This window comes from Polaribacter tangerinus (assembly GCF_038024095.1).
Lineage (GTDB): Bacteria > Bacteroidota > Bacteroidia > Flavobacteriales > Flavobacteriaceae > Polaribacter > Polaribacter tangerinus.
On the sequence record NZ_CP150668.1, the window covers coordinates 744,498 to 763,313 of the forward strand.

Annotated in this window: 20 protein-coding genes and 1 tRNA gene; 10 read left to right on the plus strand and 11 right to left on the minus strand. The window is 32.0% G+C overall.

The genetic code is table 11. The features are described 5' to 3' along the window. Window positions 1–65 precede the first annotated feature (65 nt). The 3 genes from WHD54_RS03390 to WHD54_RS03400 are packed head-to-tail and all read right to left on the minus strand — an operon-like array spanning window position 66 to window position 2,819. Window positions 66–818 (minus strand): shikimate dehydrogenase family protein, encoded by a 753-nt coding sequence (locus WHD54_RS03390; protein WP_088323246.1) that lies wholly within the window; start codon window positions 816–818, stop codon window positions 66–68. After that, window positions 799–1,806, minus strand: a complete 1,008-nt coding sequence (locus WHD54_RS03395) for a DUF368 domain-containing protein (RefSeq protein ID WP_088323247.1) — start codon at window positions 1,804–1,806, stop codon at window positions 799–801. Before WHD54_RS03395 ends, WHD54_RS03390 begins: the two co-directional genes overlap by 20 nt. Further along, entirely contained in the window at window positions 1,806–2,819 is a 1,014-nt protein-coding gene (locus tag WHD54_RS03400) for a DUF368 domain-containing protein (protein ID WP_088323248.1), read from the minus strand. Before WHD54_RS03400 ends, WHD54_RS03395 begins: the two co-directional genes overlap by 1 nt. A 90-nt stretch (window positions 2,820–2,909) precedes the next feature. On the opposite strand from WHD54_RS03400, the gene WHD54_RS03405 reads away from it, so the two are divergent. Then, window positions 2,910–3,068, plus strand: coding sequence for a hypothetical protein (locus WHD54_RS03405; protein ID WP_198943138.1), 159 nt, complete (start codon window positions 2,910–2,912; stop codon window positions 3,066–3,068). Next, the gene (locus WHD54_RS03410; protein ID WP_088323249.1) at window positions 3,068–3,844 is read left to right on the plus strand and encodes an SGNH/GDSL hydrolase family protein; all 777 of its coding nucleotides are present in this window, start codon (window positions 3,068–3,070) and stop codon (window positions 3,842–3,844) included. The genes WHD54_RS03405 and WHD54_RS03410 overlap by 1 nt, the downstream gene beginning before the upstream one ends. Before the next feature lie 157 nt (window positions 3,845–4,001). Here WHD54_RS03410 and WHD54_RS03415 read toward each other — a convergent pair whose 3' ends face one another. The 7 genes from WHD54_RS03415 to WHD54_RS03445 form a co-directional block, all read right to left on the minus strand. Then, window positions 4,002–4,259: a DUF6952 family protein gene (locus WHD54_RS03415; RefSeq protein ID WP_088323250.1), complete on the minus strand. Its 258-nt coding sequence runs from the start codon at window positions 4,257–4,259 to the stop codon at window positions 4,002–4,004. 31 nt (window positions 4,260–4,290) lie between these two features. After that, the gene (locus WHD54_RS03420) at window positions 4,291–4,599 is read right to left on the minus strand and encodes a thioredoxin family protein (RefSeq protein WP_088323251.1); all 309 of its coding nucleotides are present in this window, start codon (window positions 4,597–4,599) and stop codon (window positions 4,291–4,293) included. A 93-nt stretch (window positions 4,600–4,692) separates the two neighbouring features. Continuing rightward, entirely contained in the window at window positions 4,693–5,334 is a 642-nt protein-coding gene (locus tag WHD54_RS03425; RefSeq protein WP_088323252.1) for a peroxiredoxin, read from the minus strand. Between the two features lie 148 nt (window positions 5,335–5,482). Next, window positions 5,483–6,646, minus strand: a complete 1,164-nt coding sequence (locus WHD54_RS03430; protein WP_088323253.1) for a sigma-54-dependent transcriptional regulator — start codon at window positions 6,644–6,646, stop codon at window positions 5,483–5,485. 59 nt (window positions 6,647–6,705) lie between these two features. Further along, complete coding sequence (locus tag WHD54_RS03435; RefSeq protein WP_088323254.1) at window positions 6,706–7,569, minus strand: mechanosensitive ion channel family protein; 864 nt, start codon at window positions 7,567–7,569, stop codon at window positions 6,706–6,708. A gap of 3 nt (window positions 7,570–7,572) precedes the next feature. Continuing rightward, entirely contained in the window at window positions 7,573–8,892 is a 1,320-nt protein-coding gene (locus WHD54_RS03440) for an ABC transporter permease (RefSeq protein WP_088323255.1), read from the minus strand. 2 nt (window positions 8,893–8,894) lie between these two features. Continuing rightward, window positions 8,895–9,824, minus strand: a complete 930-nt coding sequence (locus WHD54_RS03445; RefSeq protein ID WP_088323256.1) for an ABC transporter ATP-binding protein — start codon at window positions 9,822–9,824, stop codon at window positions 8,895–8,897. A gap of 179 nt (window positions 9,825–10,003) precedes the next feature. Between WHD54_RS03445 and WHD54_RS03450 the strand changes: the two genes are divergently transcribed. From WHD54_RS03450 to WHD54_RS03475, 6 genes are all read left to right on the plus strand, one after another. Beyond that, window positions 10,004–10,462 carry a MarR family winged helix-turn-helix transcriptional regulator gene (locus tag WHD54_RS03450; protein ID WP_088323257.1) on the plus strand — a complete coding sequence of 153 codons (459 nt, stop codon included), beginning with the start codon at window positions 10,004–10,006 and terminating at the stop codon, window positions 10,460–10,462. A gap of 79 nt (window positions 10,463–10,541) precedes the next feature. Next, window positions 10,542–12,947, plus strand: a complete 2,406-nt coding sequence (locus WHD54_RS03455; protein ID WP_088323258.1) for a 3-hydroxyacyl-CoA dehydrogenase/enoyl-CoA hydratase family protein — start codon at window positions 10,542–10,544, stop codon at window positions 12,945–12,947. A gap of 43 nt (window positions 12,948–12,990) precedes the next feature. Further along, window positions 12,991–13,374, plus strand: coding sequence for a hypothetical protein (locus tag WHD54_RS03460; protein ID WP_088323259.1), 384 nt, complete (start codon window positions 12,991–12,993; stop codon window positions 13,372–13,374). A 31-nt stretch (window positions 13,375–13,405) separates the two neighbouring features. Continuing rightward, window positions 13,406–14,596: an acetyl-CoA C-acyltransferase gene (locus WHD54_RS03465; protein ID WP_088323260.1), complete on the plus strand. Its 1,191-nt coding sequence runs from the start codon at window positions 13,406–13,408 to the stop codon at window positions 14,594–14,596. Between the two features lie 140 nt (window positions 14,597–14,736). Then, on the plus strand, window positions 14,737–16,545 hold the full coding sequence (locus tag WHD54_RS03470; RefSeq protein WP_088323261.1) for an acyl-CoA dehydrogenase family protein: 1,809 nt from the start codon (window positions 14,737–14,739) through the stop codon (window positions 16,543–16,545). Between the two features lie 128 nt (window positions 16,546–16,673). Further along, window positions 16,674–17,120 carry a KTSC domain-containing protein gene (locus WHD54_RS03475; RefSeq protein ID WP_088323262.1) on the plus strand — a complete coding sequence of 149 codons (447 nt, stop codon included), beginning with the start codon at window positions 16,674–16,676 and terminating at the stop codon, window positions 17,118–17,120. A 100-nt stretch (window positions 17,121–17,220) separates the two neighbouring features. On the opposite strand, the gene trxB is transcribed toward WHD54_RS03475, so the two are convergent. Next, window positions 17,221–18,168 (minus strand): thioredoxin-disulfide reductase, encoded by a 948-nt coding sequence (gene trxB, locus WHD54_RS03480; protein WP_088323263.1) that lies wholly within the window; start codon window positions 18,166–18,168, stop codon window positions 17,221–17,223. Between the two features lie 212 nt (window positions 18,169–18,380). Here trxB and WHD54_RS03485 point away from each other — a divergent pair. Then, a tRNA-Pro gene (locus WHD54_RS03485) sits at window positions 18,381–18,455 on the plus strand. A gap of 48 nt (window positions 18,456–18,503) precedes the next feature. Beyond that, on the plus strand, window positions 18,504–18,749 hold the full coding sequence (locus tag WHD54_RS11845) for a GIY-YIG nuclease family protein (RefSeq protein WP_088323264.1): 246 nt from the start codon (window positions 18,504–18,506) through the stop codon (window positions 18,747–18,749). Window positions 18,750–18,816 lie beyond the last annotated feature (67 nt).

An 18,816-nucleotide genomic window follows, 5' to 3' on the forward strand; every position in this document is an offset into this window, starting at 1 on the left:
TTATAAGTCTATAAAGATACAGACAACTTACAAACCAAACAAATTGTTACCATAAAATTAGCATACTATAGATTCCAAATACGCCAAGATTCTTCTGCTTGTAGTTCCAACATTTCATATCCATTTTTTACAATGGCTCCTTGCGCTTTTCCTTTTGATAAAAAAGTAGAAAGAACAGGATTGTAAATTAAATCGTACAATAAATGTAAGTTCGTAAGATATTGATAAGGAATATCAGGATATTTTTCTATTTCTGGTGATGTACCTAAAGGAGTGCAGTTTACAATTAACTGATATTTTTTTAATACTTGTTCAGACAAACTGCTATAGCTAATTTCATTTGCCTTAGACGGCTTTCTAGACACAAATTTATAGGAAATACCAAGCTTATGTAAACCATAAGCAACTGCCTTAGAAGCCCCACCAGTTCCTAAAATAAGCGCAAATTTGTGATGCTCTTTAATTAAAGGAATAATAGATTTTGTAAACCCAACAACATCAGAATTATATCCTTTTAATTGTCCGTTTTTTACTATTTTAATAGTATTTACTGCCCCAATATCTTTGGCTGTATCGTCTAACATTTCTAGGTAAGGCAAAACAGCTTCTTTGTATGGTATGGTCACATTAATACCTCCTAAAAAAGGTGTGCTTTTTAAAATTGATGGAAAATCTTCTATGGTTTGTAAATCGAAATTTACGTAATTATGATTTGTTAAATTTAGTTTTAAAAATTTCTCAGTAAAATATCCACGAGAAAAAGAATAGGAAATATTTTTTCCTAACAAACCAAAAGTTTTATTTTTTATTTCTTCCATAAAAATCTATAATAACAATTAAACCAACACCAATAAATATATATAAAATAGCAAACCAAGTTTCTGAACTTAAAACATCTGGAATAAAACGTTCGTAATTTGCCACTATTTTTTGTCCGGTTTTATCTAGCAAAAAAGTATCGTTTTGCTGTAAATAAATAGCCTTTTTCCAAGGCCAAACAATACCTAAAGAACCTGTAATAAACCCAATAATAACAGCTGTTACAATAGCATTATATTTTTTTAAAACATAGCCCAAAATATGCGAAAAAGTAACCAAACCAAAAATAGAACCTGCTGTAAAAACACTTATTATTTTAAGGTACCTAATTTTTTCAGGATCCTCTAACACATCAAAATTACCCATTAGTATACTTGTTGTAATAAAAAATAACTCATTTACAGCATCTACAAGAAGTAATACATAGTTTCCCATTAAAATAAGGATAAAAGAACCTGACAAACCAGGTAAAGTCATACCAGAAACTCCTACAATACCACATAAAAACACAAACCACAAATTATCATTTTCCGAAGCAGGTTTTAAAAAACTAATTCCTAAACCAACAACAACACCTATAAGAAGTGAAGAAATATTTTTGGCATTCCATTCACCAAATCCTTTAGCGATATAAATTACCGAGCCAATAATCATTCCAAAAAACCAACTCCAAACATACAGCTCATAATTCACCAAAAAATAATCTAATACTAACGAAATACTAAAATAGCTAAAAATGCTACCTCCCATTATTAGAAGTAAAAACTGAGCATTAGTATAGTAAAAAAAGCTCTTAAAACGACCGTTGATAAGTAGTTTTATAGCCGTTAGATTAATTTTTTTAAAAGAATAAATTAACTCTTCATAAAACCCAAATACAAAAGATACTGTACCCCCAGAAACACCTGGTACTTTATTAGCTGCACCCATTGCTAAGCCTTTTAAAAAAAGGATTGTTTTTGCTGCTAAACTTCTTTGTGTAGGCATTATTGTTTTTTTATGGCTAACTTTTCCATCAATAAAATAAGTACAAATCCTGCAATAGCCAAAAGTATAGCTGGCAATATTTGTGCGTCTAAAAAATTATTTACTTCCGAAAAATGAGTGGGAAGCACACTTTTTTCTAATGCGATTTTATAACCTTCGAAATTAGAAGTTTGTTGCTGATACACAAAAAGACTACCAAGTTCTGAAACTTGAGAAAAAGGAATTGTTTCACCTGTTTCTTTCACAAAAACTGATGTAGTAATTTTCCATGGCCATATTTTATTAAGTGAGCCTATAATAAAACCTGTTAATACAGATAAAGTAACATTTTTATAATTGGCAAAGAGCCATTTTAATATTTTAGAAAAAGATAATAAACCTACAATTGCCCCTAAACCAACTACTGCAATAGTTTTTAAATCTCTATCGTTAACAGCAGCTAAAATAGGTTTATAAGCACCCAATAATACTAAAATAAAAGCACCAGAAATACCTGGTAAAATCATAGCGCAAATAGCAATAGCTCCAGCTAAAAACAAAAACAACAAAGAGGAATTCTCACTAACTAAGGGAGTTAATGTAGTAATATAATAGGCTATAAAACCTGCCAAAATCAATCCTAAAACAGCATAAATTGTCCATTTTGTAATTTGTTTACCTATGTAAATAATACTTGCTAGCACCAATCCGAAGAAAAAAGACCATAGTAAAATAGGCTCGTTTTCTAACAACCATTTTATAGATTTTGCTAGTGTTAAGATGCTAATAAATATTCCGATACCTAATGCCAAAAGAAAGTTTCCATTTATAGTTTTCCAAGCAGCCTTAAAACCTTCTTTTTTTATTGTAATTAGTAATTGTAAGTTGATGTTGCTTATAGCACTGAGCAACTCTTCATAAATTCCGGTGATAAATGCAATGGTACCACCAGATACACCTGGCACAACATCTGCGGCTCCCATAGCCATTCCTTTTAGAGCAATTACAATATAATTCTTGGTGTTTTTTGCCATTTTATTTTTCCTATTTTTGTAAAACGAAGATAGTAGAAATTAGATAGAATAGAAAGGTTAGCAGGTTTTCTATTTCAATTTTAAAAAAATATGCCAAAAAAAGGAAAAGAAAAAAACACGCTAAACAAAGCGAAGCATACCAAGTTAATGAATAGAAAAATTAACAAAGTAAAGCTAGAAAAAAAACTACACAAAGAGCGGTTAAAGGAAATTGTGAAAAGAGTAAATGCTCAAAAAGCAATAACATAATGCAATTACTATACATTTTTGGGTTTCTTATAGCTTTACCTTTGTTTCCTATTGTATACTTTCAAGGAAAAAACATACGCAAAAATGTACCTAGGCTTCCTCCTGCAAAAAAACCAAAAGGCTTTGTTAATAATAGCTACAAAAACACATTACAAGTTTTATGTATTGGAGAAAGCACAATTGCTGGTGTTGGAGTAGATACTCATAAAAATGGATTTAGTGGTGCGTTTGCTAAAAGACTTTCTACCTTACTGCAGCACAATATTAAATGGGTAGTTTATGCCAAAAGTGGTTATACGGCATCAAAAATAGCCCAAAAAACTATGGTAAATTTACCAACTATCTCTGTAGATGTTATTGTAATAGGACTTGGCGGAAACGATGCTTTTACACTAAATTCTCCAAAAAAATGGGCAAAAGATATCGATAATATTATTCAAATATTGAGACATAAATATCCTAAAACACCCATTTATTTTACAAATATGCCACCAATTAAAGAGTTTCCTGCGTTTACAAAAACAATAAAATTTGTGATCGGAAACTTAGTAGAAATTCTTGGTAAGCAATTATATAAAGTAGTTACAAAACACCCGAAAGTATATTATAACAAAGAAGTGATTACTCTACAAAAATGGACTCATAAGCATGGACTTAAAAATAAAGATACTTCCATTTATTTTAGTGATGGTATACACCCAAGTAAACAAACGTATACTATATGGGGACAAGAAATGGCTGATTTTGTTGCCAAGAACTATTTGAATAATCTATAAGAATGTATTTTAGAGTTTTGTACTAATAATATGACCTTTATTTCTGCTCGAAATTATACTTCAACTAATTGAATAAAAAAATCTCAAATGAATCATTTGAGATTTTTTTATTCAAAGATAATTTAGAAAATTTAGTTCGAATTAAATAGAAACAATATTAATTATCTATAGAACCTAGTACACGCTTCATAAAACTGTTTAAAGCTTCTTTTTTTGGCGTGCCTTCTTTTACCATTTTATCTACTTCTACAGCACCATACATATTAGAAATTAACTCACCTATAACATCTAATTCTTCATCTTTTAAAGAAGGAACTTCTGTTAAAGCCTCTAAAGTTTCAATAGTTTCTAACACATAATCTTGATCGTTCTCTTCGATAAAATTAGTTAAATGTTTAATTACTGGTAATTTCATACTTTTTTGGTTGTATTATTTAAACAAACACTTAGTTTACTTCGTTTACCAAGTCTTTTAAAACTTCGAACTTATTAGTTTGTACTTGATTTTTCTTAGCACCGTTTTCAAAAGTTGCAAAAGTTGGTAAATTACTAACATCTGCTAATTTTCTACTTTCTGGAAACTTTTCTGCATCGGCAATTACAAAAGTAACCCCTTCATTTTCAGTAGCTAATTTCTTAAATTTTGGTTTCATAATTCTACAATTTCCACACCATGTTGCAGAATATTGCACAATTACTTTATTGTTAGATTTTACAATTTCTTGTAAATTGTCCGCGGATAATTCTTGTACCATTTTCTTAGATTTTTTTTTGTAAATTTATTGTAATTTGAAGCAATCTAATTGATTTCAAAAAAGACTGCTTCAAACCTGTATGAAGTATTTTGGCTAGTGCTTAGATAAATACTCTGCAGTACCTTTTGCATTAGCAGCCATTGCTTCCTTACCTTCTTCCCAGTTTGCTGGACACACTTCTCCATTTTTTTGAACGTGTGCATAAGCATCAATTAAACGTAAAAACTCATTTACATTCCTACCTACTGGCATATGGTTTATTCCTTCATGAAAAACAGTACCTTCTTCATCAATTAAATAAGTTGCTCTGTACGTAACATTATCTCCCTCTACCTGAACTGTTTGCGTAGCCTCATCAAAAGTTTCGTTTGTAATGTCTAGAATTCCTAAAATAGATGATAAATTTCTATTACTGTCTGCCAATATTGGGTAAGTTACTCCTTCTATACCACCATTGTCTTTAGAAGTACTTAACCATGCAAAATGAACTTCAGGTGTATCGCAAGAAGCACCTATAACAATAGTATTTCTTTTTTCGAATTCTGCTAATGCAGCTTGAAAAGCATGTAATTCTGTTGGGCAAACGAAAGTAAAATCTTTTGGATACCAAAATAATAACACTTTCTTTTTGTTGTTAACGGCCTCTTCTAAGACGTTAATTTTGAACGTATCTCCCATATCGTTCATTGCATCTACATTTAAATCTGGAAATTTTTTACCAACTGCTGTTGCCATGTTTTTATAATTTTAATTGGGTTAAATATTATTTTTTTACACCACAAAGATACCAATCAACACTTGCAAAAAAGAGAAAAGTTAATGGGAAGTTTTTATATTTCAATCAACTTTATTTATAGCTTTTATGATTTTAAATAGTTTTATACTATTTACTAGCAAAAAGTTTTACATCATTAGCAGATACCGTTTTTTCACCTAAAATAAGTAGGCGCTCCACAACATTTCTGAGTTCTCTAATATTACCTGTCCAATTATAGTCTTGCAACAGAGATATAGCTTCCTCAGAAAATATTTTTTCAGGAATTCCTTGTTCTTCACAAATTTTACTTGCAAAAAAATTTACTAGTAAAGGAATATCATCTCTCCGATCATTTAATGCTGGTACTTTTATTAAAATTACTGCCAATCTGTGGTACAAGTCTTCTCGAAACCTTCCTTGCGTAATTTCTTCTTGTAGGTTTTTGTTAGTAGCAGCAATCACTCTTACATTTACCTTAATATCTTTATCACTTCCTACTCTGGCTATTTTATTTTCTTGTAATGCTCTTAAAACTTTTGCTTGTGCAGACAAACTCATATCGCCTATCTCATCTAAAAATATAGTTCCGTGATTTGCTGCTTCAAATTTTCCTGCTCTGTCTTTATTAGCTCCAGTAAAAGAGCCTTTTACATGTCCAAAAAGTTCACTTTCTATCAATTCAGATGGTATGGCTGCACAATTAACCTCAATTAATGCCGCTTTATGTCTGTCGGATTTTTCATGTAACCAATGTGCCACTAACTCTTTTCCTGTTCCGTTTGGTCCGGTAATTAAAACTCTTGCATCAGTAGCCGCAACTTTTTCTATGATGTCTTTTATATGAGAAATTGCTGCACTTTCTCCAATCATCTCATAATTTTTACTCACTTTTTTTTTGAGACGTTTATTTTCTAAAACAAGCGTTTTCTTTTCAAGTGCATTTCTAACGGTATTTAAAAGACGATTTAAATCTGGTGGTTTCGATATGTAGTCAAAAGCACCCAAACGCATCGTGTTTACAGCTGTTTCTATATCGCCGTGACCAGAAATCATCACAATCGGAATTTCTGGTTTTATCTTTTTTGCTTTTTCTAATACTTCTACACCGTCCATTTTTGGCATTTTAATATCACAAAACACCAAATCATACTCATTATTTTTTATTTTCTCTATCCCTTCCAAACCATCAGATGCTTCTTCTACATTATAGGTGTCATTTTCTTCGGATATAATTTTGATTAATACCCGTCTAATGGCAGCTTCGTCTTCAATAATTAGTATTCTACTCATCTGTTATATTTTTTAGGGTTGTTTTTTATTGATGTAAAAAAAGGACTTTCTCTTACTTATTAAGATTTCTGAAATAAATGAACATCTCTTTGTGGAAAAGGAATTTGCACTTTATTTTCTCTAAATTTTTTATCTATTTCGAAACGTAAATCACTTTGTACAAATCTAGCTTCAAAACTATTATTTAAAGAGAAAACCAAAGAAAAATTAAGTGAACTATCTGCAAATTCTGTAAACAAAACATTGGGTGCAGGCTCCGATAAAATAGCATCATGCTCATTGGCAGCCTCTATTAGCAATTGCTTAACCAACGCAACATTACTACCATAAGCAACCCCTACATTTACATTTTCTCTTGTTTCTGTTCCGTTCTCTGTCCAATTATAAAGAATATTTGTTAGATACAAATGATTTGGAATTACCAATACTTTATTATCTATTGTAACCGCTCTAGTTGTTCTTAATCGAATTTCTAAAACACGCCCAACTTTACCTTCTAATTCAATAATATCCCCCACATGTACAGACTGATCTACTAAAATAAAAAGACCAGAAATAATGTCTTGAAACAAGGTTTGCATTGCCAAACCAACACCTATTAGTAAAGCTGCAGAAGCTGCAAAAACTGCTGTAACATTTACTCCGGATGCATTCATAGCTACTAAAAAAATAACTAAATACACAAACCATCTTAAGTAGGTAAATACAGTTACAAATTTGGGTTTATCGTTTTCAGGTAATTTTTTTGTTACTATTCTACGAACTAATTTTAACACTACAGAAGTTATTACTAATGAAATAACAATAAATAAAAGTCCTCTTACACTAATACTTATTTTGTCTGATAAATGAAAAGTATGATTTAAAATAGAGTTTGTTTCACCAACAATTGTATCTGTTACATTTGCTATACTATCTTGCATTTCTTAATATTTTAACCATTTATATAAATCTTTGTATGTTGGTTTTTTGCCATACATTAAAATACCAACTCTGTAAATTTTTGATGCCAACCAAACCATAAAAACAAAAGTAGCGACTAATAAGCTCATAGAAAGTACTATTTCTAACCAAGAAACCCCAAAAGGAACTCTCATAAGCATTACAATAGGACTCGTAAACGGAATATGAGAAAACAACACCGCCATAGAACCATGTGGCTCATTAATAACCGTTGCAAAACCAACATAAACGCCTAAAATTAGTGGCAACATTATAGGTAGCATAAACTGTTGAGTATCTGTTTCGTTGTCTACTGCAGCACCAACTGCTGCAAATAAAGAACTATAAAGCATAAATCCTCCTAAAAAGTAAAATATAAATAGTATAAATAGTTTTAATAGAGGTAAACTTGCTATTTCCTGAATTAACAATTGAACTTTATCTATACCCGCAGCATCTTTTACAACTTCCATTTGTGCATCTGGTATTCTTGCAGTTTGCATTTCTACAACATTTATACCAAAAATTGCAGACAGTACAGAAGAAATAACGAGTAGTAATATTCCCCAAATAAAAAATTGTACCAAACCAGCTGAGGCGTTTCCTATAATTTTTCCTAACATTAACTGAAATGGTTTTACAGACGAGACTATAATTTCTATAATTCTACTTGTTTTCTCTTCTATTACACTTCGCATTACCGAAGAACCATAAATAATTACAAACATCATTAATAAATATCCTGCAATTGCTCCTACCCCAATTTTTAAGCCATTTATTAGCTTTGAGGACTCCTCTCCAGAAAAATTATACATTTTTATATCGGTAGCAATTTTTGAAGCTTTAATCTGAGCTACATCAATACCTAAACTTGTTAACTTTTCATTCCTAATTTTATTCTCAATTTTACCTTCTAAAACACCAATTACAGAAAAACCAGGGGTGTCTTTAGAATAAAACTCTATAGATTTAGCTAATAATTCTAAGCTGTCTTTTTGTGGTATATACAAAACACCATAATAATTACCATCGGCTACTTTTTTCTTAGTTTCTGTAATACCTAATGCAGTAAAATCTTGATAATGTATAGTTTTTGTATCTGTAAAATCATCTTTGGTAAATAGTTTAGAATTATCTACATACACTATTTCTTTAACTTTTTCGTCATTCTTTTTCATCAAAAAAAACACTAAGGCACCCATACCTATCATTAACAACGGACTTAAGAAAGTCATCATTAAAAAAGATTTGTTACGAACCTTTGCAATAAACTCTCTCTGTATAATAAGTTTTAATTTGCTCATTGTTAGTTGTTTTTATGTATTGCTTGTATAAAAATATCGTTGGCACTTGGTACTACTTCAACAAAATGCTGTACCTCTCCTCTTGCTGATAAAAAAGAAAGTAAGTCATTAGAACTCGTTTCTTTGTTTAGCTGAACATTTAACGTTAACCCCTCATTTAACATGTTAAAATTGGCAGGAAAAATAGTGAAATGTTGTTTTAATTCCTCTTGTACTTTAGCAGGAACAGTTGTTTTTAATCCTACTTGAAAAGTATGAGTTCTAAAAGCTCTTTTAATATCTACTAATTTTCCTTCTAAAATTTTATTAGAGTTATCTATAAGAGCAATTTCATCACACAATTCTTCTACAGACTCCATTCTATGAGTAGAAAAAATAATAGTAGCCCCTTCATCTCTTAATTGTAAAATTTCTTTTGCAATTAATTGTGCATTAATAGGATCGAAACCAGAAAAAGGCTCATCAAAAATTAACAATTTAGGAGCATGCATTACGGTAACAATAAACTGTACTTTTTGAGCCATTCCTTTAGATAATTCTTCTATTTTCTTGTTCCACCAAGCTGAAATATCAAATTTCTCAAACCAGTATTGTAATCTTTTTTTGGCCTCTGTTTTACTCAAACCTTTTAATTGTGCTAAGTACATGGCTTGCTCACCAACTTTCATAGATTTGTACAACCCTCTTTCTTCTGGTAAGTACCCAATATAAGCAGTGTGTTTTGGTGCCAACTTTTCGCCATCTAAAAAAACACTACCAGAATCTGGCATCGTAATTTGATTGATAATTCTTATTAAAGATGTTTTTCCAGCTCCATTGGGGCCTAACAACCCATACACACTTCCTTTAGGAACGTGAATAGAGACGTTATTTAACGCTGTAAAATCTCCATATTTTTTTACAACGTTATTTATTTCTAATACATTTTTCATTTTATAAAGTCTCTTTTTTTTATCGAAGACAACACTACAAAACTACATATTTTCAAATTATTAAAGTGCAAACTAAACAAAAGCTTATTTCTTATTTTTTATGTTAAAATTTACTATGCACGCATAACTTTTTTACTATTTATTATGCATGCATAATAAATTTTATTATATTTGATGCAATGGATAAAGATAAAACAATAGATCATCAGTTAAGAGCAACGTGGCAAGCGGTTGCAAAGATGTATAATGAGCAAGCGGCACAGCACGATAGCACTATGGCAACAGCTTTTGTGCTATTAAATATAGACAAAGAGAAAGGAACACCTTCTACTGCTTTAGGGCCCTTAATGGGCATGGAGCCCACTAGTTTGTCCCGAATTTTAAAGAATATGGAAGATAAAGGCGCTATATCTAGAGAAAAAAATCCGGAAGATGGCAGAAGTGTTATTATAAAACTAACTCCTTATGGAAAAGAAATGAGAGCAATTTCTAAAGGACATGTTATTCAATTTAACGAAACGATTGTACAGCAAGTGTCTGCTAAAGATTTAGAAGGTTTTTTTAAAGTAACCTCTGTAATCAACAAACTTATAGCAAATAAAGAAATTTTTACAACAGTTGCCGAAAAAGCACTATAAGAGATTAAACCCCAACAGCAAAGTATCATCCTAAGAATTTTCTTTAACTGTTGGAAAACTAATAAAAAATTAAAAAATAATGACTAGAAGAATTAATAAAATAGCAATTATTGGATCTGGTATAATGGGAAGCGGAATTGCCTGTCATTTTGCTAATATTGGTGTAGAAGTACTTTTATTAGATATTGTACCCAAAGAATTAAACGACAAAGAAATTGCAAAAGGACTCACATTGCAAGATAAAATTGTAAGAAATAGGTTAGTGAATGATGCATTATCAGCCTCGTTAAAATCGAAGCCATCGCCTATTTACAGCCAAAAGTTTGCTCATAGAATAACAACTGGTAACTTAGAAGATGATATAGCAAAAGTGGCAACGGCAGATTGGATTATGGAAGTTGTTGTAGAACGGTTAGATATTAAAAAAAGTGTTTTTGAAAAGCTAGAAAAGCACAGAACACCAGGTACTCTAATTACTTCTAACACCTCTGGTATACCTATACATTTTATGAATGAAGGAAGAAGTGATGATTTTCAAAAACACTTTGCTGTTACACATTTTTTTAACCCTCCAAGATACCTTAAACTTTTCGAGGTTGTACCTGGGCCAAATTGTAAGCAAGAAGTAACCGATTTTTTAATGATGTATGGTGAAAAGTTTTTGGGAAAAACAGCTGTGCTAGCTAAAGATACCCCTGCATTTATTGGAAATAGAATCGGTATATTTGGTATTCAATCTTTGTTTCATCAAGTAAAAGAAATAGGCTTAACAGTTGAAGAAGTAGACAAATTAACGGGCCCAGTTATTGGACGACCAAAATCTGCTACTTTTAGAACTGTTGATGTTGTTGGTTTAGATACCCTGGTACACGTTGCCAATGGTATTTATGAAAATTGCCCAAATGATGAAGCTCATGAACTTTTTAAGCTACCCAATTTTATCAATAAAATGATGGAAAACAATTGGTTTGGTAGTAAAACAGGTCAGGGTTTTTATAAAAAATCTGTAGATAAAAACGGTAAAAAAGAAATACTAGCATTAGATTTAGAAACGTTAGAGTATCGTCCTTCTAAAAAGGCAAAATTTGCCACTTTAGAGCTTACAAAAACAATAGATAAACCCATAGACAGATTTAAAATATTAGTAAACGGTAAAGATAAAGCAGGTGAGTTTTACAGAAAAAACTTTGCTGCAATGTTTGCTTATGTCCAAAACAGAATACCAGAAATTTCGGACGAAATTTACAAAATTGATGATGCCATGAAGGCTGGTTTTGGCTGGGAAAACGGACCCTTTGAAATTTGGGATGCAATCGGTGTAGAAAATGGAGTAAACCTAATGAAAGCCGAAGGAAAAGAACCGGCTGTCTGGGTTACAGAAATGATAAATTCTGGAACTTCAACTTTTTATAGCGTAAAAGAAGGAGCTACATACTTTTACAACATACCAAGCAAATCTCAAATAAAAAAACCTGGTCAGGATGGATTTATTATTCTCGATAATATTAGAAAATCAAACGAAGTTTTTAAAAATTCTGGTGTAGTAATTGAAGATCTTGGAGACGGAATTTTAAATGTAGAATTCCAATCTAAAATGAATACCATTGGAGGTGATGTTTTAGCCGGAATAAATAAAGGGATAGATTTAGCCGAAAAAGATTTTCAGGGTTTAATTATAGGAAATCAAGCTGCAAATTTCTCTGTTGGCGCAAATATCGGTATGATATTTATGATGGCAGTAGAACAAGAATATGACGAACTTAACTATGCCATAAAATACTTTCAAGATACTATGATGCGCATGAGATACTCATCTATTCCAACCATATCTGCACCACACGGAATGGCATTAGGTGGTGGGTGTGAAATTTCTTTACATGCAGATAAAGTAGTTGCTGCAGCAGAAACCTATATGGGACTTGTAGAATTTGGTGTTGGTGTAATTCCTGGTGGTGGTGGCTCCAAAGAAATGGCACTAAGAGCGTCAGATTCTTTTAGAAAAGGCGATGTTGAATTAAATATTTTACAAGAAAACTTCCTTACCATAGGAATGGCAAAAGTTTCCACTTCTGGCTATGAAGCCTTTGATTTAGGTTTATTACAAAAAGGAAAAGATGTTATTGTTGTAAATAAAGACAGGCAAATTGCCACTGCAAAAGCACATGCAAAATTAATGGCTGAAAGTGGTTATACGAAACCTGTTACAAGAAAAGATGTAAAAGTACTTGGAAAACAAGCATTAGGTATGTTTCTAGTGGGTACTGATGCAATGGAGCATTCTAAATACATTTCTGAACACGACCAAAAAATAGCGAATAAACTAGCTTATGTAATGGCCGGCGGAGATTTATCTGAACCAACATTGGTAACAGAACAATATTTGTTAGACATAGAAAGAGAAGCTTTTTTATCGTTATGTACAGAACGTAAAACATTAGAAAGAATTCAGCATATGCTAAAAACAGGGAAACCTTTAAGAAATTAATTGAATTGTTATGAAATCATACACTTTCATTTTAATACTATTTATGAGCATACACTTTTCTTGTACAAAAAAGAAAATAGCTACTGGTAGTCATTATATGATTAATGAAACGTCAACTACAGAAAATAATCTAAAAGATAATTATAAAATAATTTCTCAATGGAAAGGAGATGGCTATTACATATCTAAACTAGTACTAATCAAAAGAAATGATAAGAATATTTTAATTACAGAATATGTGGATCATACACCAGTTCCTCTAAATTATTCTGATGAAACTATTGGCTCGGAAATGGGAACCGAAAACAATAAAGAATTTTGGGACTTAGAAGACCCTTCTCATGGCTTTAAAATTCTTGATAACGGAAACTTTAAAAATACCAATGCCAATGACAATCAAACGATTTATATAAAAATTGCACATTAATGCATTTTAAACATTATACAAACTTGTAAATATGAAAACAGCATATATAGTAAAAGCATACAGAACAGCAGTTGCGAAAGCACCAAAAGGGGTTTTTCGCTTTAAAAGAGCCGATGAATTAGGTGCAGAAACCATTCAGCATATGATGAAGGAATTACCAACTTTAGATACAAAACGTATAGATGATGTAATAGTTGGTAACGCCATGCCAGAAGGTTCTCAAGGACTAAATATGGCACGTTTTATCTCTTTAATTGGTTTAAATTCTGTGGATGTGCCTGGTGTTACTGTCAATAGATTTTGTTCTTCTGGCCTAGAAACAATTGCCATGGCAGCTGCAAAAATACAAGCAGGTATGGCCAATTGTATCATTGCAGGTGGCTCAGAAAGTATGAGTGCTGTTCCAATGACAGGGTTTAAACCAGAACTAAATTATGAGACTATAAAAAACGGACATGCAGATTATTATTGGGGAATGGGAAATACTGCAGAAGCAGTTGCTAATCAATTTAAAATTTCTAGAGAAGACCAAGATGAATTTGCTTTAAACTCTCACATAAAAGCTCTTAAAGCACAATCCGAAAATAGGTTTCGAGACCAAATAGTACCAATAGAGGTATCTGAAACATACTTAAAAGAAGATGGAAAAAAAGAGACCCGAAAATATACTGTTTCTAAAGATGAAGGTCCTAGAAAAGGAACTTCTTTAGAAGCACTAGCAAAATTAAGACCTGTATTTGCTGCTGGTGGAAGCGTTACTGCAGGAAATTCATCGCAAATGAGTGATGGTGCAGCTTTTGTGATGGTAATGAGTGAAGAAATGGTAAAAGAATTAAATTTAGAACCTATTGCAAGGGTTGTAAATTATGCAGCTGCAGGAGTTGAACCAAGAATTATGGGAATCGGACCTGTTGCTGCCATTCCAAAAGTTTTAAAACAAGCCGGACTTCAACAAAAAGATATTTCTCTTATAGAGTTAAATGAAGCTTTTGCCTCACAATCATTGGCAGTTATTCGTGAATTAGACTTAAATAAAGAAATTATAAATGTAAATGGAGGTGCTATTGCACTTGGGCATCCACTTGGATGTACAGGAGCAAAATTATCAGTTCAATTATTTGATGAAATGAGAAAACAACGGATGAACAATAAATACGGAATGGTAACAATGTGCGTTGGAACAGGGCAAGGTGCTGCCGGAATTTTTGAATTTCTCTCTTAAACAAACAAAGAAAATTAATATTAAAAAACATTTAAAGACATCGTAGAAATATTCTCAGGAATCTCAATAAAACAATTAGATAGCGTCTAAAAAACTATTTATAAACTATTTCTACTCTAAAATGTATAAAAACAAAAAATATGGAAACTAGTAAAAAAGAACTACTAAGAGGCGGTCAATTCTTAGTAAAAGAAACAAAATGTGAAGACGTTTTTACCCCAGAAGACTTTACCGAAGAACAACAAATGATGAAAGAGGCGGTTAAAGAGTTTAACGACCGTGAAATTATACCACATAAAGCTCGCTTTGAAGCAAAAGATTATGCATTAACAGAAGAAGTAATGCGTAAAGCAGGTGAGTTAGGCTTTTTAGGGGTTGCAGTTCCAGAAGAATTTGGTGGACTCGGAATGGGTTTTATTTCTACTATGCTTACCTGCGACTACATATCTTCAGGAACAGGTTCTTTTAGCACCGCTTTTGGTGCACATACAGGTATAGGAACAATGCCTATAACATTATATGGTACACAAGAGCAGAAAGAAAAGTATGTTCCTAAACTTGCTACTGGAGAGTGGTTTGGAGCTTACTGTTTAACTGAACCTGGTGCAGGATCTGACGCTAATTCTGGAAAAACAACTGCTACACTTTCCGAAGATGGTAAAACCTACAAAATAAACGGGCAAAAAATGTGGATTTCAAATGCTGGCTTCTGTAGTTTGATGATTGTTTTTGCTCGAATAGAGGATGATAAAAATATTACTGGTTTTATTGTTGAATTTGATAAAGACAACCCGAATGGAATTACACTAGGAGAAGAAGAGCATAAACTAGGTATTAGAGCATCATCTACAAGGCAAGTATTTTTTAATGACACTATTGTACCAGTAGAAAACATGTTAGCTGGAAGAGGAGAAGGTTTTAAAATTGCCATGAATGCTTTAAATGTAGGCCGAATTAAATTGGCTGCTGCTTGTTTAGATTCTCAAAGAAGAATTGTAAACTATGCTGTACAATATGCTACAGAACGTAAACAATTTAAAACTCCTATTGCAAATTTTGGAGCCATTAAAGTAAAATTAGCAGAAATGGCAACAAATACCTATGTTGGCGAATCTGCTTCGTACAGAGCAGCAAAAGATATCGAAGACAGAATAGCTTTAAGAGTAGCTGCAGGAAACTCTCATCAAGAAGCAGAATTAAAAGGAGTAGAAGAATATGCTATAGAATGCTCAATTTTAAAAGTTGCTGTTTCTGAAGATGTTCAAAATTGTGCCGATGAAGGAATCCAAATTTTTGGTGGAATGGGCTTTTCGGAAGAAACTCCTATGGAATCTGCCTGGAGAGATGCAAGAATAGCTCGTATTTACGAGGGAACTAATGAAATAAATAGAATGCTTTCGGTAGGAATGTTAGTTAAAAAAGCCATGAAAGGTCATGTAGACTTATTAGGTCCTGCTACAGAAGTTGCAAATGAATTAATGGGTATTCCTTCTTTTGAAACTCCAGATTATTCTGAATTATTTTCTGAAGAAAAAGTACTCTTATCAAAATTAAAGAAAACATTTTTGATGGTTGCAGGGGCAGCTATTCAAAAATATGGTACGGAATTAGAAGAACACCAACAATTACTAATTGCTGCTGCAGACATTTTAATAGAAATTTATATGGCAGAGTCTGCTATTCTGAGAACAGAGAAAAACGCAAAACGTTTCGGAGAAGAATCTCAGTCTGCTCAGATAGCAATGTCTAAATTATATCTATATCATGCGGTAGATAAAATTGAAGAAAAAGGAAAAGAAAGTATTATTTCTTTTGCAGAGGGAGACGAACAAAGAATGTTACTAATGGGATTAAAGAGGTTTACAAAATATACAAACTATCCCGATATTGTAGACTTAAGAAATGAGATTGCAGAAAAAGTAAAATCAGAAAATAAGTATTGCTTTTAATGATTGATGAAATATGATTTTTTTTCTAAAGAGCACCTTCGATGGAAGGTGCTCTTTTTTTATCATAAAATTTAATGCTTTAATTCATATAATAACAATACTTTTGCACGCAATTCGAAAACATTACAATGAAACGTATAAAGGAATATAAAAAACTTTTTGAAATAGAGGGAAATATTGAATTAAAGACATTAAAAACTAAATACAGAAATTTAGTAAAAGAATGGCACCCAGATAAATTTCAGGATGAAGATAAAAAGTTAGAAGCAGAAGAAGTTAGCACAAAAGTTATTGATGGATACCATTTTTTAGTGAGTATTGCTCCAGAAACGAAAGAGGCAAACTTAGAGGCGTATAAAACCACCATTTCTGAATTTCAAGTAGCAGATTGGCATCACAAAAGTATGCTTTTGGAGGTTACTTTTACCGACGGAAATACCTATGAATATTTTGGTGTTAACAAAATACTTTTTGGAAAGTTTGTAAATGCTAAATCCATGAATAATTTTGGCAGAAGAAACATTTTTAACAAGTTTTTATATCGCAAATCTAAAAAAGCAACAGTTAGCGCATAGTTATTTTAAGTAAAATACCTTTTAAATCTACTAAAATGTAAACAAAAAAAAGGAGCATCTGATATCAGATGCTCCTCTTTCTTTTTAAAATTATATAAAGTTACTCTAAAGAGCCCAAATATCTTTCTGCATCTAAAGCAGCCATACAACCAGTACCTGCTGCTGTTACAGCTTGCCTATACTCTTTATCTTGTATGTCTCCAGCAGCAAAAACACCTGGTAAATTAGTTTTAGTAGTTTTGCCCTTCGTAATTAAATAACCTGTTTCATCCATATCTAAAACTCCCTTAAACAAATCTGAATTTGGTGTATGTCCAATAGCTATAAATACACCGGTTACAGGTATATCATGGGTTTCTTTCGTTTTATTGTTAATAGCCCTAACACCCTCAACCACATTTGCACCTAGTACCTCCTCTATCTCTGTGTTGTAAAGTACTTCTATATTTTCAGTTTTGTTCACACGATGCTGCATTGCTTTAGAAGCTCTCATAAAATCTTTACGAACTAACATGGTTACTTTTCTACAAATATTAGCTAAGTAAGTAGCTTCTTCTGCAGCAGTATCTCCTGCGCCTACGACAACTACATCCTGACCTTTATAAAAAAATCCGTCGCAAGTTGCACATGCCGAAACACCTCCACCCATTAAACGTTTTTCACTTTCTAAACCTAAATATTTTGCTGTTGCTCCCGTAGAAATAATAATAGTTTCTGCTTCGATATGTTTATTATCATCAACAACAACTTTATGAATTCCTCCTACTTTATCACTTAAATCGACTTTAGTTACTACTCCAAAGCGTACATCAGTCCCAAAACGCTCCGCTTGCTTTTTTAAATCTTCCATCATTGCAGTACCATCAGTTCCATTTGCATATCCTGGAAAATTATCTACCTCTGTTGTAGTGGTTAACTGCCCACCCATTTGCATTCCTGTGTACATAATTGGCTTCATATCTGCTCTAGCAGCATAAATAGCTGCTGTATAACCTGCAGGACCAGAACCAATAATCAAACATTTAATTTTTTCTATGTTTTCAGACATTTTGTTGTATTTAATTTGAAGTGTAAATGTATCATTTTTTAGAAATTATAAAAACCAATGTTTATAAGTTTTAATAATGAAAACATAAGAATATGTAATAAAAATAACGTAAGATAAATTGGCTTTTGAAGTTGATTTTTAAAAAAAGAATGTATATTTGCCGACCATTATAAGAGTATATTATAAATATAACTTATTTTATACAATTATATCGGGGTGTAGCGTAGCCCGGTCATCGCGCCTCGTTTGGGACGAGGAGGTCGCAGGTTCGAATCCTGCCACCCCGACTAAGAATCCAGTAAGTTTGTTACTGGATTTTTTTATTTCGACACACTATGTTTTCAGTATATATTTTATTCTCTGAACAAATTCATAAATTTTATGTAGGACATACCAGTTTAACTATTCATGAAAGATTGAAACAACACCTTTATAATCACAAAGGGTTTACTTCTAAAGCTAGAGACTGGAAGATAATACATAGTATAAAAGTAGAAGATAAAACAAAAGCCATTTTGCTCGAAATAAAAATAAAAAAAAGAGGAGCGAAAAGATTCTTGAACGATATAGCGTCACGCTGAAGCGTGAAGGTCGCAGGCTCGAATCCTGCCACCCCGACTAAGAATCCAGTAAGTTTGTTACTGGATT

Excerpts from the sequence above, each read along its gene's own strand:
- WHD54_RS03415 (WP_088323250.1), bottom strand. The coding sequence starts at position 4,259 with ATGAAATTACCAGTAATTAAACATTTAACTAATTTTATCGAAGAGAAC.
- trxB (WP_088323263.1), bottom strand. The coding sequence starts at position 18,168 with ATGTCTGAAAACATAGAAAAAATTAAATGTTTGATTATTGGTTCTGGT.
- WHD54_RS03430 (WP_088323253.1), bottom strand. The coding sequence starts at position 6,646 with ATGAGTAGAATACTAATTATTGAAGACGAAGCTGCCATTAGACGGGTA.
- WHD54_RS03440 (WP_088323255.1), bottom strand. The coding sequence starts at position 8,892 with ATGAGCAAATTAAAACTTATTATACAGAGAGAGTTTATTGCAAAGGTT.
- WHD54_RS03395 (WP_088323247.1), bottom strand. The coding sequence starts at position 1,806 with ATGCCTACACAAAGAAGTTTAGCAGCAAAAACAATCCTTTTTTTAAAA.
- WHD54_RS03470 (WP_088323261.1), top strand. The coding sequence starts at position 14,737 with ATGGAAACTAGTAAAAAAGAACTACTAAGAGGCGGTCAATTCTTAGTA.
- WHD54_RS03450 (WP_088323257.1), top strand. The coding sequence starts at position 10,004 with ATGGATAAAGATAAAACAATAGATCATCAGTTAAGAGCAACGTGGCAA.
- WHD54_RS03435 (WP_088323254.1), bottom strand. The coding sequence starts at position 7,569 with ATGCAAGATAGTATAGCAAATGTAACAGATACAATTGTTGGTGAAACA.
- WHD54_RS03420 (WP_088323251.1), bottom strand. The coding sequence starts at position 4,599 with ATGGTACAAGAATTATCCGCGGACAATTTACAAGAAATTGTAAAATCT.
- WHD54_RS03410 (WP_088323249.1), top strand. The coding sequence starts at position 3,068 with ATGCAATTACTATACATTTTTGGGTTTCTTATAGCTTTACCTTTGTTT.
- WHD54_RS03475 (WP_088323262.1), top strand. The coding sequence starts at position 16,674 with ATGAAACGTATAAAGGAATATAAAAAACTTTTTGAAATAGAGGGAAAT.
- WHD54_RS03425 (WP_088323252.1), bottom strand. The coding sequence starts at position 5,334 with ATGGCAACAGCAGTTGGTAAAAAATTTCCAGATTTAAATGTAGATGCA.
- WHD54_RS03455 (WP_088323258.1), top strand. The coding sequence starts at position 10,542 with ATGACTAGAAGAATTAATAAAATAGCAATTATTGGATCTGGTATAATG.
- WHD54_RS03465 (WP_088323260.1), top strand. The coding sequence starts at position 13,406 with ATGAAAACAGCATATATAGTAAAAGCATACAGAACAGCAGTTGCGAAA.
- WHD54_RS03405 (WP_198943138.1), top strand. The coding sequence starts at position 2,910 with ATGCCAAAAAAAGGAAAAGAAAAAAACACGCTAAACAAAGCGAAGCAT.
- WHD54_RS03460 (WP_088323259.1), top strand. The coding sequence starts at position 12,991 with ATGAGCATACACTTTTCTTGTACAAAAAAGAAAATAGCTACTGGTAGT.
- WHD54_RS03390 (WP_088323246.1), bottom strand. The coding sequence starts at position 818 with ATGGAAGAAATAAAAAATAAAACTTTTGGTTTGTTAGGAAAAAATATT.
- WHD54_RS03400 (WP_088323248.1), bottom strand. The coding sequence starts at position 2,819 with ATGGCAAAAAACACCAAGAATTATATTGTAATTGCTCTAAAAGGAATG.
- WHD54_RS03445 (WP_088323256.1), bottom strand. The coding sequence starts at position 9,824 with ATGAAAAATGTATTAGAAATAAATAACGTTGTAAAAAAATATGGAGAT.
- WHD54_RS11845 (WP_088323264.1), top strand. The coding sequence starts at position 18,504 with ATGTTTTCAGTATATATTTTATTCTCTGAACAAATTCATAAATTTTAT.